Below are 15,763 nucleotides of genomic sequence, written 5' to 3' on the forward strand. Positions count from 1 at the left end.
ATTTTAAATTGCTGATTTTAGATTTTGAATTTTCTCTTAACGCGAAAATCAAAAAATATAAAATTTGAATATCGATCGACAAATACTAACTTTGCCGTTGTATCAAAAATAGTGTTTTTTTGTAAAAAACAGTTCTATAAAAGTAAAGATTCCAACCGACAATTGGAATTTTAACAAATAAAAGTTCACAATACAGGGCAAATCTAATATCTGAAATCTACAATTTAAAATTCTTATGACATATCAAGGAGTACTTACTAAAATGCAAACTGAACTAGGGAACCCAATTCAATATTATTTGGTTTTCGAGGATAGTTTTCTAAACATGAACCAACTTTTAGATAAAGAGATTGAGATTAATTTTGCAGGTTACGAATGTTTGAATTGTCATAAAAAGAAAAAAATATTCCGTCAGGGTTTTTGCTACGATTGCTTTTACTCCAGTCCTGCAGTGGGCGACTGGATCATGAGACCGGAATTAAGCACAGCACATTTAGGAATCGCAGATCGTGATCTTGAGTACGAACAAAAAGTACAATTGCAACCTCATGTTGTTTATCTGGCTTTGGCAAGTGAAGTAAAAGTAGGTGTAACGCGTAAAACTCAGGTTCCAACCCGTTGGATCGATCAGGGCGCTACTCAGGCAATTGCCATTGTTGAGGTTCCTAATCGATATTTGGCCGGAATTACAGAGGTCGCTTTAAAAGATCATTATACGGATAAAACCAATTGGAGAAAAATGCTTCAAAATACAAGTGGAAGTTTTGACCTTCTTGCTGAAAAAGTAAAAGTCGAAAGCTTGATTCCTGATGAAGCAAAAGAGTATTTTTATTCTCAAAAAAATGATCTTTACGAACTGCATTATCCCGTTTTAAATTATCCGGCAAAAGTAGCCAGTTTAAACCTGGATAAAACACCATCTTTTCAGGGGAAATTAGTAGGAATAAAAGGCCAGTACTTAATTTTTGATAACGGAACTGTTTTTAATGTTCGCAGTTCAGAAGGTTATGTTGTTACTATTAACGTATAGGTTAATTGGCATCTCATCGTAATTTATAGGCTAACTGTCTATTATATAGTTATTTATAAAATAATTTTTGTATTTTTAAATTGCTTTCAAGTAACTGAGTATGTGAATGTTGATACATTTGCTTACAATTTTGTAATAATTGCTTATTGAAAGAATTTAATTTTAAAAAATAAAAGAGCTTAGTTTTAAACTAATGAAATCGATCTGTTTTTTTTAAAATTTAAATGAAGATTTAATAATTCTTAAATTATTTATGAGATGGGTATGTTCGGCAAAATAAATGTTTTTAGACGCAGCTTAATGCGCAATCTTACTAAGAATATTGGAAAAGCAAGATCACAGGAAGATATTATTTTAGTGGACAAAAATGATATAAAAAAAATCCTGATCTGCAGACCCAACGGAAGATTAGGAAACTTATTATTGATTACACCTCTCGTTCAGGAAGTAACTGAAATATTTCCAAATTGTAAAGTCGATTTGTTTGTTAAGGGAACGTTAGCTCCCATTATTTTCGAAAATTACGATAATATTGATAAGATCATCGACTTGCCCAAAAAGCCTTTCAAAAATTTATTCAAATACCTGAATGTCTGGATTTCAATAAAAAAACAAAATTATGATATTGCGATCAATGTAGATCAAAATTCTTCTTCTGGCCGTCTGGCCGTTCAGTTTTCAAATGCAAAGTATAAATTTTTTGGTGATGCAAATGAAGAAACCCAATTGGTAAAAAACGATTACGAACACATTGCCAAATATCCTGTTTATAATTTCCGAAATTATCTGACCAAACTTAGATTTCCTAAAAGAAACAAGATAATAGCACCTTTAGATCTGAAATTAACTTCGTCTGAAATTATCGAAGGAAAGAGAATCTTAAACGATTTGTTTCATAATGAAAAAAGAACCATCTGCATATTTACGTACGCAACAGGCGAAAAATGTTTATCAGAAGAATGGTGGGGAAGATTTTACACACAGCTTAAAGAAGAATATAAAAACTATAATATTATTGAAATCCTGCCTGTAGAAAATGTTTCACAAATTGCTTTTAAAGCGCCTACATTTTATAGTAAGGATATTCGCGAAATAGGTTCTGTGATTGCCAATGCCGATTTATTTATTGGTGCCGATAGCGGAATTATGCATTTGGCCAGTGCCGTACAAACGCCAACAATAGGATTGTTTTCTGTTTCGAAAATCAAGAAATACGAACCTTACGACAATTCAAGTATCGGAATAGATGTCAAATTATATACTAAAAAAGATTATATCAAAATCATCAATTCAATTTTGAACAACGGAAAAATAAAGACTTATTCAAAAGCGATATAAAAAAGTTTAAAGCAAAAAAAGAGGCATTCTATATAGAATGCCTCTTTTTTTTGTATAAGTTTTGGTTTTATTTTTTCTTGAATAAACCATTAATCAAATCGCTGGCTTTTTTAGTAACCTCTTGCGTTTTCTGTTCTTTTTCTGTTTTTGCAGCCTGTGTGGTATCTTTTGCTTTTGTGTTCTTATTGATTAAATCAGTAAGAGCCGAAGTACCTTTTTGAGTCAGTTTTTCTTTCTGTTGGTTTACCAATTGAGTAGTTAAACTTGTAACCGCTGTTTTCATATCTGTAGAAACTTTTGGGTTAGAAAAGTTACCTGTAATCAAAGCATTTATCGGGATGTTTTGCAGTTTTGCAGCATCAGCCGGAGACATTTTAGCAATAAAAGCGTTGGCCTCAGTTCCTAAATATTTTGCAGGAACGTCTAACTTTAAGTAGTAATTCATGGTTTGATCAAAACCGTGAGTTCCGCCAACAGTCACTTTAATATCCTGATATTTAATATCAAATGGTTTTACGTTTACTTTTCCGTTTTCGAAAGTTACAGCCGCTTTAATATCATTCAAATTCACCTTATTCATATCAATGAATTTAATGTTTGAAGTCAAAGCATTTAATACCGTCGAATTTTTAGCATTTACAGTTGTAGAAAGCAATTGCCCAATTAAATCTCCTGAAATCGATTTTAAGTCGGGAGTCAATTCATTAGCATCTAAATTTCCGTTTAACTTCACCGTCGAATTTAATTTTCCGTTGATGATTCCCGCAATTGGAGCAATTTTTTTCATCATATCTAATTGCGTAAAAGTCTGCGCAATATCAACCTGATTAAATCCTAAGTTCATATCAAAAGTAGGTACTTTTGCTTTTGTAGAAACAGTTCCTGTTAAACCAATTGTTCCTCCAAAAATCGATGTTTTAAAGTTTTCTAAAGTTGCTTTTTCATCCTTAACGATCAATTTTCCTGAAACGTCTTTTAGTTTTAAATTATCATATAAAACTGTCGTTGCTTTGGCATTTATAGTACAATTTAAAAAAGCAGGAATCTTCATCGCTTCAGCAGGTTTTGCTGCTGTTGGTTTCTTTTCTCCTTCTTTTTCGGTTGCAGTTCCGGTTTTAGCAGGTTCTCCTGCAGTCATAAAATCATCAACCGCTAATTGGTTAGAGCTCATATTAAAGTTTCCTCTTAGTTCTTGTTTTTTAAACATAAAACCATAGAAATTCTCTAAAACTCCATTGATGCTTAAATCACTTTTTCCGGTTGTAGCATCAAATTTCTTTAAGTTAATAGTGCTGGGATTAAATTCAACCAAAGCCGTACTAATGTTCATTGATTTGTTATTCTCATCAGTATATTTAAATCCTGACAAACTCATTGTTCCGGCATTTTTTATGTTTTGATATTGGCTTTTTTCTACAGATGCCATATCAAATTGTGTCGTTACATCGGCTTTTAAAATACCTGCAAGAGGTTTGTCCATCTTTATTGGATACGCTTTTGATAAATTAGCTAAATTGATAGTTCCTTTTAAAGCTGCATCTACAAACGGATTCACGGTTATGTTTTTGATATTTGCTTTGGCATTAAAAACATCCTGATCGATTCTAAAAGATAGCTTGTCTAAGTTTACGTAAGTATCGTTTAAGATTCCGGTTTCATTGATAATTTTAGTGTCAATTACAATATTCTGAACTGATTTTGGTAAGTTAGGATATTGAAAAGAAGCATTGTTAGAAGCGATTGCAATATTAAATTTAGGAACAGTAGTGTCTGTTAATTGTCCTTTTGCAAAACCAACAACCGTAAAATCTCCGGTAGTTTTTACACCATCAAGACTAGAAGCGTAAGCAGATGGAATTAATCCTAAGAAATTGGTAAACGATGAGGTTGGTGTTTTAAACTTTAAATCATAAACCTGACCAGCATCAACCATTTGAATAAATCCGTCAAATTCCAGAGGCAATTGGTTGATTAAAGCTTTGTTTTCTTTAAAAGTATATTTACTTTGTTCTAAATCAATTCCTAAAACAGCATCTAAAGTCAGTTTTACATTTTTCATGTAATTGATTTTATCCATATCCAAAGAAACTTTAGCCGTAGATTTTGTGGTTAAATCTAATTTCGAATTGGTAAAATCTCCGGTTCCTTCGTGGTTCAGACTATCAATCACCATTTTTATTTTAGAACCCTGATCGATATATCTAAAAGTAAAATTCTCGATTTTGTAATTCTGAATTTTTAACGAAAGCGGTTTGCCTGCTTCGTCTGTTTTGGTTTCCTTTTTATCTTTCAGTGCAATATCAAAGTTCCCAACACCATCTTTATTAAAAATAATGTTGATTAAACCATTTGTAGAGCTTATTCCCTGAATGCTCAAAGGTTCGTTTTCTCCTTTAAAAAGTTCCTTGATGCTCATCTTTAAATTCAATTGTCCAAGCGAAACCAAAGTATCACCTTCAAAGGGCGCTTTATTGATAATGACCAGTTTTTCTATCCCTACAGTTGCGTTCGGAAAGTTTTTAAACAAACTTAAATCAGCATCAGCAAAACTTACTTTAGCATCAACACTTTCGTTGATAGCATCAGCAATTTTAGCTTTTATTTGATCTTTAAAGAAATACGGAATGGCAAATAATGCGGCGACAATCACCACGAGAACAATGGCAGTAATTTTTAAAATTTTCTTTAACATATATAAATAGATTTGAGAGTTTAATTGATAATGGACTCCTTGCAAAAATAGTTTTTTTTGAATGAGTTCATAATAAAGTTTTTGTAAAATATAAGAATATACTTAAGTATTTGTTAAAAATAAAAATCCGTCTGAATATAGATTCAAACGGATTTTTTATGGTTTTATGATTTGGACTATTTTTTAATAAAAGAAATAATCTTATCGGTCATAATTGTCGAAATGGGCAAGGTTTCATTATTGTAACTTTCCATATTGGCCTTAGTGTCACCGTCGATGGTTTTCATGACATGATTCATTTTATCAACAATCAATAATTCGGCGGTTTTATTAGCTTCAGCTAAAAGTTCAGCATCTTTTACTGTAACTTGTAAATCCTTGTTTCCTTGCAGAATTAAGATAGGAATTTTTAAAGCTTTAATTTCTAACTGAGGATTATATTTAAACCAGGAAATTAAATAAGGCTGAATACTTGGTCTAAAAAGTGAATTAAGCATTGGATCTATTTTTTGTGCATAGTGCCCGGTTTTTAAACTATCAATAATAGGGAAAGTCATTTCCTCTAATTGTTTATTGGCTTTAGAAGCTATTTGTGCTTTTATCAATTTGTCAGCAGATTCTCCCGGTCCCGCAATAGAAATAAACTTGTTTGCTTTTGCTGCGGCAATCATACCTATTAAAGAACCTTCGCTATGACCTATAACAATTATTTCAGAAAAACGTCTGTCTTGTTTTAATAAGTTAATCCAGCTTTTGGCGTCCTGTGTGTAATTTTCAAATACCAAAGTTTGCTCTGTAACAGCAGAACCTTTGCTTTCGCCAATTCCTCTCTTATCATATCGTAAAGATGCAATTCCATTTTTTGCCAAAGCTTCAGCAAGCATCTTTAACGAATTGTTTTTCATCGTCGGATTATTTCCGTTTCTGTCTGTTGGTCCTGAACCCGAAATGATCAAAGCCACCGGATATTTTGTTGTTAAATCCGGAGTCGTCAGCGTACCGAAAATCTGATCGATATTAATTTTTAAAATTAAAGGAGATTCTTTAAACGTAATTTCTTTTTTATTCTGGGCATTCGCAACACTCAAAAATAAAAAGGCAGCAAGAGCAAATAATTTTTTCATTTTGAATTGTAATTATTTAATGTTTAATCCAAAAGGAAGCATTGCCTGAACTCCTTTTTGCTTCTGAAGTCTTTTTACCTGCTCGATAAGCATATAATTCTCTTCGCCAATTTCTTCTTTTATAAACGCTTCTTTTGATTGTGCAAAAGGTAAGTTAGAAAGTAAATCATTGAAAGTTTTCTCGTATTCAGGATAGTTTTGTGTGCTATATGATTTTACTTTAGCAATTCTTGCTGCTTCGGCAATTGCATCATTTAAACCTCCAATTTTATCCACCAAACCAATTTTTAAAGCCTCAGATCCAGACCAAACACGTCCTTGTGCAATTGCATCTACTTGTGCAAAAGTCATTTTTCGACCTTCGGCAACATGTGTTACAAAGGTGTTGTAAATGTGCTCAACTCCTTCAAGAGTAAAAGCTTTAAACTTTTCGTCAACCGGAACAAACGGACTGTAGTTGGCTGAGTTTTCGTGTGTTTTTACCTGCTCTGTATTAATTCCTAATTTATTGGCTAATGGACTAAAGTTAGGTAAGATGCCAAAAACACCAATAGAACCTGTAATGGTATTGCTTTCTGCAAAAATTGTATTAGCATTACAAGCAATATAATATCCTCCTGAAGCGGCATAATTTCCCATAGAAACTACAACAGGTTTTACTTTTTTGGTAATTTCAATTTCTCTCCAGATCAGGTCAGATGTTAATGCACTTCCTCCCGGGCTGTCAATTCTAAGCACGATAGCTTTTACATCTTCATTTTTGCGGGCTTCCTGAAGCGAACGACGCATAGAACCTTCACCAATCACGGTAACATCTCCTTCGCCACTTTGTATTTCGCCTTGAGCGTAAATAATAGCAATTTGATCTGTAGCTGTATTCGTTAAAGCTGTCGTAACATTATTTTGAGTATAATCTAAAATCGAAATTTTGTTATAATCGTCATCACCGGTTACTTTCAGCGCTTTTTTTATGGCATTATGGTACACATCTTCATACGCCACAATATCTACTAAATGTTGTGCTTTTGCCATTTCAGGAGTTCTGGCCAACAAACCATTCGCGATTTCGTTTAATTTATCAAGAGGAATGTTTCTGCTTTTTGCAATATCAGTAGAAACGGTTGTCCAGATCGAATTTAAAAGTGCTGTAACTTGTTCTCTGTTGGCATCACTCATTTTATTTTCTAAAAACGGTTCAACAGCGCTTTTATACTTTCCGTGACGAATCACTTCCATATGAATACCTGATTTATCCTGAAAATCTTTAAAAAACATTACTTCAGAAGAAAGTCCTTTAAAATCTAAATCACCTGCCGGATTAATGTAAACCGTATTGGCAACAGAGTTTAGATAATATTCTTTTTGAGAATAAGTATTGGCATAAGCCCACACAAATTTTCCGGATTTTTTAAAACTTTCAAGTGCGTTTCTCAAATCTTTATATTGTGCTAAACCTAAAGAGGATTCATCATTTAGAATCGAAATTCCTTTGATGTTGTCATCTGTTTTTGCAGCTTCGATGGCATTGATAACATCGGTTAAACCAATTCCTTTTTTATCGGAAAAAACGTTTACCCACGGATCTTTATATTTTCCGGCATAATCGTTTTGAATTTGTTTTAAATTTAATTCTATTACAGAATCACTTTTGACAGAAACAGTATCATCTCCTCCAAAAATAGCTCCGATAAGAATTATTCCAAAAAAGAAGAACATAATAAATACAAAAATACCGACAACTGTGGCAATTACATTTCCTAAAAACTTCATAAGTATATTTTTTTTAATAAGTAGCGAAAAAGGTTGGTTTGTTACAAATGTACTCTAAAAACAAATTATTTCAGATATACGATTTGATCAAATATTTGTGCTTTTCACATTTTTAAAATTCTAAATTAAAGATAGGATATTTTGTAAGATATTGGAGCTTTTATCGCAACTTAAAAGAAATAAAAAATAAGAAATAGTTGGTAACTTCTGATTCTTTGAATCAAATAATGTCGGTAATTCTAAAATAGTTTTAGTTAATTTGCATTTATTATGAAGTCACAGCATCAAGTCGTTTTATCTATAGGGAGTAATCAGGGAAACAGGTTAGCAAACATCGAGAGTTGTATCGATTTGATACATCAGGAAGTAGGAACTGTAATCAGGGTTTCAAAACTATACGAAACTCCCGCCTGGGGTTTTGAAAGCGATGCTTTTTATAATTGTGCTTTGGTTTTGCATACCACTTCATCAGCCCAAAAAATACTAAATCAGGTTTTAAAAGTCGAAAAACATTTAGGCAGAATCAGATCGAATCAGGAAGGGTATCAGTCCCGAATTATCGATATTGATTTAATTGCTTTTGATGACGAAATTATTGATTCTGAAAAATTGAAAATTCCGCATCCTTTAATGCAAAACAGAAATTTTGTTTTGTTGCCGGTTCAGGATTTACAACTCGACTGGAAACATCCTGTTTTTCAGAAATCTATTTCGGAGCTAATTGCTCTTTCGCCAGATGACAGCGTTTGTACTGTAGTTCAGGATTTAAAAAATCCGTTGCGTAAAATTGCCTTAGAAACCTATAATTATATTGCTTTTGAAGGAAATATTGGTGCTGGAAAAACGACTTTGGTTCAGAAAATAGCCGAAGATTTTAATGCTAAAACAGTTCTGGAACGTTTTGCAGACAATCCGTTTTTACCTAAATTCTATAAAGATCAAAACAGATATGCTTTTCCGTTAGAAATGTCTTTTCTGGCAGATCGCTATCAGCAATTATCAGATGATCTGGCGCAATTTGATTTGTTTAAAGATTTTATCGTAGCCGATTATCATATTTTTAAATCATTGATTTTTGCTAAAATTACTCTGGCAGAAGATGAATATCGTTTGTATCGCAACTTATTCGATATTATTTATAAAGAAATGCCAAAGCCTGATTTGTACGTTTATTTATATCAGAATTCTGAGCGCTTGCTCCAAAACATCAAAAAAAGAGGCAGAACGTACGAACAAAATATCGAAGCAGAATATTTGGATAAAATCAATAATGGTTATCTCGATTATATAAAATCCCAAACCGATTTGAATGTTCTAATCATAGACGTTTCTGATCGCGACTTTGTAAAAAAACACGAAGACTACCTTTTTATTTTAGATGAAATTCAGAAGAAGCTGAGTTAATGTGTCAATGAGAGAATGTGCCAATTAGATAATTTTTGGAACTGTTAATTATCTCATTATCTAATTGACAAATTAAGTTAATTAGAAAATTAGGGAATGTGCCAATTGGATAATTCTCGCAATATTTTTCAATTATCTCATTATCTAATTGACAAATTATCTAATTAAAAAATTATCTCTTTAATGAAAAATGACCTTTAAAAACAGGATGAGTATCGTCAATTTTTAAGGCGTACCAATAATCAGAAGCGGGTAGAGGCGTTTTATTGAAAGTGCCGTCCCAACTCATCTGCGGACCTTTTAATTGTGCTATAAGTTTTCCGTATCGATCAAAAATAGTTATTTCTGCCTGAGGATAATTTTCCATTCCGTCAACTTCCCAGACATCATTAAAAGAATCATTGTTTGGAGTGAAAAATTCCGGAAAAACGAGAACAACAAAATTTAAGGTATCGCCTCCACAGCCATTTTTGCCCTGAGCAAAAGCGGTTCTTAATCCTGCAGGAACATCATAAAACACATTAGAATCCTGAAAATTTAATCCATCAACTGAATATTCATAATAATCAGCATCGTTGGCAAGATAAATTGTAGCTTTTGTACCGTTTACTGTAACCCGTTTAATTACTGGAATTAAATGTTCATCAACAATAATCGTTTTTCTACTGGTACAATTTTCCGGAGCCGGACTTGTAACGTCAACCGTGTATGTTCCGCTGGCTGAAACGGTGATTATTTGTGCAGTTTCGCCAGTGCTCCATTTATACGTCATTCCGACAATTCCTGCATCAAGATTAACTTTTTGATACTGACATAAGATTGCAGTTTCATCAGTAACAGCGGGAGGAGTATAAATTACAATGTTTACGGGTGTTCGGGTAGTATTAATACAAGTGCCATTTGAGGCTTCTGCATAATAAGTAGTATTGGACGAAACGGTTGGTGTTGTAAAGTTATTTCCGGTGTGAATACTATTTCCGCCTAAGGAAGATGTAAACCAATTGATCGTACCAATATTTGAATTGGCTTCAATCATTACATTTCCTGATCCGCAATTATAAACCGTCGAAGATACTGCAACCGGTGTTGAAGGCGTAATGTTTACCGTTGCCACAACTGATTTTCTGTTCAATTCGCAACCGGCATCAACATAATAAGTGGTAGTAGTGTTGAGTGTTGGCGTTGTGTAGGTATTTCCTGTTGCTAATAAATTTCCTCCCACAGCTGCATCGTACCAACTTATAGTTGAGCCAGCTGTTGGTGTCGCGCTAAAGGTAAAAGTACCTGAATCACACACAGGACTTGGGTTTGCCGCTGGTGTTGCCACCGGAATCGTAATTTTAGTACTGGCAGCAATTTCTAGAGTTGCTTCGCCGGGCATTCCGCCATATTCTACAACATAACCTTTGGGTTGGTAATTGCCGCTTGTATCTCCGGTATCCGATAAATCATTCCAGGATCCTTTTATTCCGACTCCGGGTTGGGTAATATGGGCGTAATCTTCATTTCCCTGATTGTTTGGTTCTCCGTTATTCCAGAAAGCAAAATTTGGGGTTGAACCATTTGCAGCTCCATTCCAGAAAACAGTTCCGGCTTCTGGGCCTGTAACCCATTTCCAGACACCTTCGGTTTCGGCATCGCTTCCGCCAATCCATCCTGTTCCTGATGCTTGTTCGCCAATTAATTTGGCTTCATCTGCAGATAATATCGTTGCGAGATAACCTTGTAATCCATAATAATTACTGGCTTCAGCAGCTGCTTTTGCTGCGGTCCAGGTAATACCTATACTGGGAACAAATAAATAATAATGTTGTGTAGAAGGAAGATAATTGGCATTACCAATGGTAATAGAAAAAGTTTTAGTTCCGGAAGCAGTAGCCGAAGAATTAGAGAATACAACATCTTTTATAGCGGCTTCTAAATCAGGATATGAGATATTGCCACCTGTTGCGCTAAATATTTTTAATTTTCCGGCAACGGCATCCCAACTCGTTGTAACGGATGGATGTGCCGCAGGGTTTGATAGTGCTAATTGATCTGAACCGCCAGAATAACCTGAAGAGATCTGAACATATCCGGCATCAGTTCCTGATTCTAATGGATCATGGGTAATTAAAATGCTGGTAACAACGTTGATAGTGGTTTGTGGGCAGTAAAATTGATCTCCGCTAGCTTTGATTGCCGGAGGAATTATAGCAAGACTTAAATTTGAATTCTTTTTTTTGTTTGATTTAAGAGTATCATTCGATACTTTCATTAAATCCTTATCTAGGAATCTAATTTTCTCAATTGAATAAGATTGTTTAAAGCTTAAAACAAAAAATATTGTGATTATTTTTAAGAAATTGATACTTTTCATTTTATAAAAGTATCAATTTTATAATGATAAAAAAATATATTTAGATTTCTAACATTTAAATCTTAAATCCTCTTGAAAAATAACATTTTACGAAAGTAAATTCTGCTTTTAAATCGTATTTGGCCAGTTTAATTTTTGAAATAAATCCCAAACCACAATTCCGGCGCTTACTGCAATGTTCAAGGAGTGTTTGGTGCCTAGTTGAGGAATTTCTATACAACCATCGCAAATGGCAACCGCTTCCTGAGCAACGCCATAAACCTCGTTACCAAAAACAAGCGCATATTTTTGATTTTTCTCTACTTTAAAATCCTGAAGAAAAACCGAACTTTCGACTTGTTCAATAGCCATTGTTATTACGTTTTCCTTTTTAAGATTTTCAATAACTTCCAATACATTTTCATGATGTTCCCAAGCTACGGTTTCAGTAGCACCAAGAGCTGTTTTGTGAATTTCTTTATTGGGAGGAGTTGCTGTAATACCACACAAGATTATTTTTTCAACCAAAAAAGCATCAGAAGTTCTAAACACAGATCCAATATTGTGTAAACTACGGATGTCGTCTAATACTATTATAAGAGGTGTTTTGTCTGATTTTTTAAAATCTTCAATCGATTTTCTGTCCAGTTCGCTATTTTCGAGTTTTCTCATTTGTGTTGTATTCAGGTCATAAAAAAAGCTTCCAAAGATAAGGAAGCTTTTTCGATTTATTTTATTTTGTTTTTCAGATTAGCTTTTTACTGGATCTGGTAAAACTGTACCTTTAATAGTAAGTACTTTTGTTGGTTGTCCTTCAGCATTAGAAGTTACAGTAACCGTTTTTGTAAAAGCACCAACTCTGTCAGTAGCATATTTTACACCAATAATACCTTTAGCACCTGGAGCGATTGGCTCTTTTGGAGTTGTTGGTACAGTACAACCACAAGATCCTTGTGTATTTGTAATGATTAATGGTTTAGTTCCGTTGTTTACAAAAACAAATTGACGTTGTCCATCAGCATTGTGAGCGATAGTTCCGTAATCAATAGTTTCTGTTTCAAAAGCCATTCCAGCTCCTTCAACCTTAGCAACTTTAGCAGCTTTAGCTGTTGATTTCTTAGCTTGAGCGTTAGAAGCAGTAATTCCAACTACAGCTAACATAGCGAATAAAATTATTTTTTTCATCTTTAGAATCTTTGTTTTAATTATGAACAAATCTATAGAAAAATCTAATATGTTAATATAAAATAATCTTAAAATATTTTAATTTTTGATCCACTTCGATATTCCTTTAAAATATTATAAATTCGCTGTCTTAATTTTTCATTTAAAAACACAATAATTTGGCAGCGAAAGAGAAAGTGGTGAAAGAAACACCCTTAATGAAACAGTACAACGAAATCAAGAGAAAATATCCTGATGCATGTCTGCTTTTTAGAGTGGGTGATTTTTACGAAACCTTTGGAGAAGACGCTATTAGAGCATCTAAAATCCTTGGTATTACCTTGACTAAAAGAGGTGCGGGTTCTGAAACCGAAACAGCTCTGGCTGGTTTTCCGCATCATTCTATTAATACGTATTTGCCAAAATTGGTTAAAGCCGGACTTCGTGTAGCGATTTGTGATCAGCTTGAAGATCCAAAAATGACCAAAACTATTGTAAAACGTGGTGTTACTGAGTTGGTAACTCCCGGAGTTTCTTTAAATGATGAGGTTTTACAATCAAAAACAAATAACTTTTTAGCATCTGTTTATTTTGCTAATAAAAATATCGGAGTTTCTTTTCTGGATGTTTCAACCGGAGAATTTTTAACCGCTCAGGGAAATGCAGAATACATCGATAAATTATTGCAGAATTTTAATCCGAGTGAAATTCTGGTTCCAAAGAATAATAAAGGAGACTTTAAAGCTTCTTTTGGAGAAGATTTCCATACTTTTTACCTGGAAGACTGGATTTATAAAGAAGATTATGCATTAGAAACTTTAACCAAACATTTCCAGACTGTTTCATTGAAAGGTTTCGGAATCGAAGAATTAAAAGAAGGTATTATTGCTTCCGGAGCGATTTTATATTATCTGTCCGAAACACAGCACAATCGTGTGCAGCATATTACCGCGATTCAGCGTATTGCCGAAGATGCTTATGTGTGGATGGATCGTTTTACCATTAGAAACTTAGAATTATATCATAGTTATAACCCAAATGCTGTAACGCTTTTAGATGTAATCGACAGAACGCTTTCGCCAATGGGAGGACGTTTGTTGAAACGCTGGCTGGCTTTACCATTAAAAGATAGTAATAAAATAAAAGGACGTCATGATGTGGTTTCGTATCTGAAAGCAAATTCTGAAGTACTGTATAATATTCAATATCAAATCAAACAAATTTCAGATTTAGAGCGTTTGATCTCTAAAATTGCTGCCGGAAAAGTTTCACCGCGCGAAATTGTTTATTTGAAAGAATCTCTTGATGCTATTATTCCGATCAAAACTTTAGCGCTTGCAAGTCCGCAAGAAGCTGTAAAAGTTATTGGAGATAGTTTGCATGCCTGTGATTTGTTGAGAGAAAAAATAAAAACTACTTTAAATCAGGATGCACCCGTTGCGATTGCAAAAGGAAATGCAATTGCAAAAGGTATTAGTGAAGAACTGGATGATTTGCGTGCGATTTCAACTTCCGGAAAAGAATATTTAGAAGGAATCGAAAAAAGAGAATCAGAAAGAACCGGAATTTCTTCTTTGAAAATATCTTTCAATAATGTTTTTGGTTATTATATCGAAGTGAGAAATACGCATAAAGATAAAGTGCCAACAGAATGGATTCGTAAACAAACTTTGGTAAATGCCGAGCGTTATATTACAGAAGAATTAAAAGAATACGAAACAAAGATTTTAGGAGCTGAAGAGAAAATTCATAAAATAGAAACAGATCTTTTTGAGCAATTAGTGGCCTGGATTGCTACTTATATCAAGCCTGTTCAGATGAATGCTAATTTAGTGGCGCAATTAGATTGTTTATGCTCATTTACACAATTGGCGGTAGAGAATTTATATGTGTGTCCTGAAATTGATGAAACTTTTGAGCTTGAAATTAAAAACGGAAGACACCCGGTTATCGAAAAACAATTGCCGGTTGGAACTCCATATATTGCCAACGATGTTTATTTAGACAGAGAAACGCAGCAAATTATTATGATTACCGGTCCTAACATGTCCGGTAAGTCGGCTATTTTAAGGCAAACCGCTCTGATTGTACTATTGGCTCAAATGGGAAGTTTTGTTCCGGCTGATAGTGTAAGAATGGGAATTGTAGATAAAATCTTTACCAGAGTAGGAGCATCAGATAATATTTCGATGGGAGAATCTACTTTTATGGTCGAGATGAACGAAACGGCTTCTATCTTGAATAATATCTCTGATCGTAGTTTAGTACTTTTAGATGAAATTGGAAGAGGAACAAGTACGTATGACGGAATCTCGATTGCCTGGGCTATTGCGGAGTTTTTGCATGAACATCCTGGGAAACCAAAAACGTTGTTTGCAACGCATTATCATGAATTGAATGAAATGACAGAATCCTTGCCAAGAATTCAGAATTATAATGTGGCGGTAAAAGAATTAAAAGATACCGTTCTTTTTATCAGAAAGCTTGTAAAAGGAGGAAGTGCGCATAGTTTTGGAATTCATGTTGCAAAAATGGCGGGAATGCCTCAAATTGTAATTTTGAAAGCGCAAAAGCTATTAAAGAAATTAGAAAAGAATCATTCAAGTGATGCTTTAAACGGAATAAAAGAAGCTGGTGATGAAATGCAAATGAGTTTCTTTAATCTGGATGATCCTTTGTTGGAAGAAATAAAAGAAGAGATCATGAGTCTTGATATAAATGCAATAACACCGGTTGAAGCCTTAATGAAGCTTAACGAGATTAAAAGAATGTTGGTTAAAAAATAATTTCAGATTTAAAGTTTAGGTTATCAGAAAGTTATAAAATAAGTAGATTTTTTTTTCAAAAAAGGCTTGTGTAATTGAATAAATGTCCTAAATTTGCACTCGCAATACAGAACAATT

10 protein-coding genes are annotated in these 15,763 nt (G+C 33.6%); 4 read left to right on the top strand and 6 right to left on the bottom strand.

Going from position 1 to position 15,763, the window contains the following annotated elements:
• The first annotated feature begins 235 nt into the window (after positions 1-235).
• Positions 236-1,030, top strand: a complete 795-nt coding sequence (locus tag L0669_RS08880; protein WP_173970753.1) for a DUF2797 domain-containing protein — start codon at positions 236-238, stop codon at positions 1,028-1,030.
• A 300-nt stretch (positions 1,031-1,330) separates the two neighbouring features.
• Positions 1,331-2,368, top strand: coding sequence for a glycosyltransferase family 9 protein (locus L0669_RS08885; protein WP_263762855.1), 1,038 nt, complete (start codon positions 1,331-1,333; stop codon positions 2,366-2,368).
• Positions 2,369-2,435: 67 nt separating this feature from the next.
• Here L0669_RS08885 and L0669_RS08890 read toward each other — a convergent pair whose 3' ends face one another.
• The 3 genes from L0669_RS08890 to sppA all read right to left on the bottom strand — a co-directional run bounded on the left by L0669_RS08890 (position 2,436) and on the right by sppA (position 7,954).
• Positions 2,436-5,060, bottom strand: a complete 2,625-nt coding sequence (locus tag L0669_RS08890) for an AsmA family protein (RefSeq protein WP_263762857.1) — start codon at positions 5,058-5,060, stop codon at positions 2,436-2,438.
• Positions 5,061-5,236: 176 nt separating this feature from the next.
• Positions 5,237-6,184: an alpha/beta hydrolase gene (locus tag L0669_RS08895; protein ID WP_263762860.1), complete on the bottom strand. Its 948-nt coding sequence runs from the start codon at positions 6,182-6,184 to the stop codon at positions 5,237-5,239.
• Between the two features lie 12 nt (positions 6,185-6,196).
• Positions 6,197-7,954 (bottom strand): signal peptide peptidase SppA, encoded by a 1,758-nt coding sequence (gene sppA, locus L0669_RS08900; protein ID WP_173970749.1) that lies wholly within the window; start codon positions 7,952-7,954, stop codon positions 6,197-6,199.
• Positions 7,955-8,224: 270 nt separating this feature from the next.
• On the opposite strand from sppA, the gene folK reads away from it, so the two are divergent.
• The gene (gene folK / locus L0669_RS08905) at positions 8,225-9,358 is read left to right on the top strand and encodes a 2-amino-4-hydroxy-6-hydroxymethyldihydropteridine diphosphokinase (protein WP_263762862.1); all 1,134 of its coding nucleotides are present in this window, start codon (positions 8,225-8,227) and stop codon (positions 9,356-9,358) included.
• A 172-nt stretch (positions 9,359-9,530) separates the two neighbouring features.
• Here folK and L0669_RS08910 read toward each other — a convergent pair whose 3' ends face one another.
• The 3 genes from L0669_RS08910 to L0669_RS08920 form a co-directional block, all read right to left on the bottom strand.
• Positions 9,531-11,615, bottom strand: a complete 2,085-nt coding sequence (locus tag L0669_RS08910; protein WP_263762864.1) for a T9SS type B sorting domain-containing protein — start codon at positions 11,613-11,615, stop codon at positions 9,531-9,533.
• A 210-nt stretch (positions 11,616-11,825) separates the two neighbouring features.
• Positions 11,826-12,368 (bottom strand): RNA methyltransferase, encoded by a 543-nt coding sequence (locus L0669_RS08915; protein ID WP_194618096.1) that lies wholly within the window; start codon positions 12,366-12,368, stop codon positions 11,826-11,828.
• Between the two features lie 78 nt (positions 12,369-12,446).
• Entirely contained in the window at positions 12,447-12,881 is a 435-nt protein-coding gene (locus tag L0669_RS08920) for a DUF1573 domain-containing protein (RefSeq protein WP_263762867.1), read from the bottom strand.
• A gap of 158 nt (positions 12,882-13,039) precedes the next feature.
• On the opposite strand from L0669_RS08920, the gene mutS reads away from it, so the two are divergent.
• Positions 13,040-15,646 (top strand): DNA mismatch repair protein MutS, encoded by a 2,607-nt coding sequence (mutS, locus tag L0669_RS08925; RefSeq protein ID WP_263762869.1) that lies wholly within the window; start codon positions 13,040-13,042, stop codon positions 15,644-15,646.
• Positions 15,647-15,763 lie beyond the last annotated feature (117 nt).

This window comes from Flavobacterium bizetiae (genome assembly GCF_024271895.1).
GTDB lineage: Bacteria > Bacteroidota > Bacteroidia > Flavobacteriales > Flavobacteriaceae > Flavobacterium > Flavobacterium bizetiae.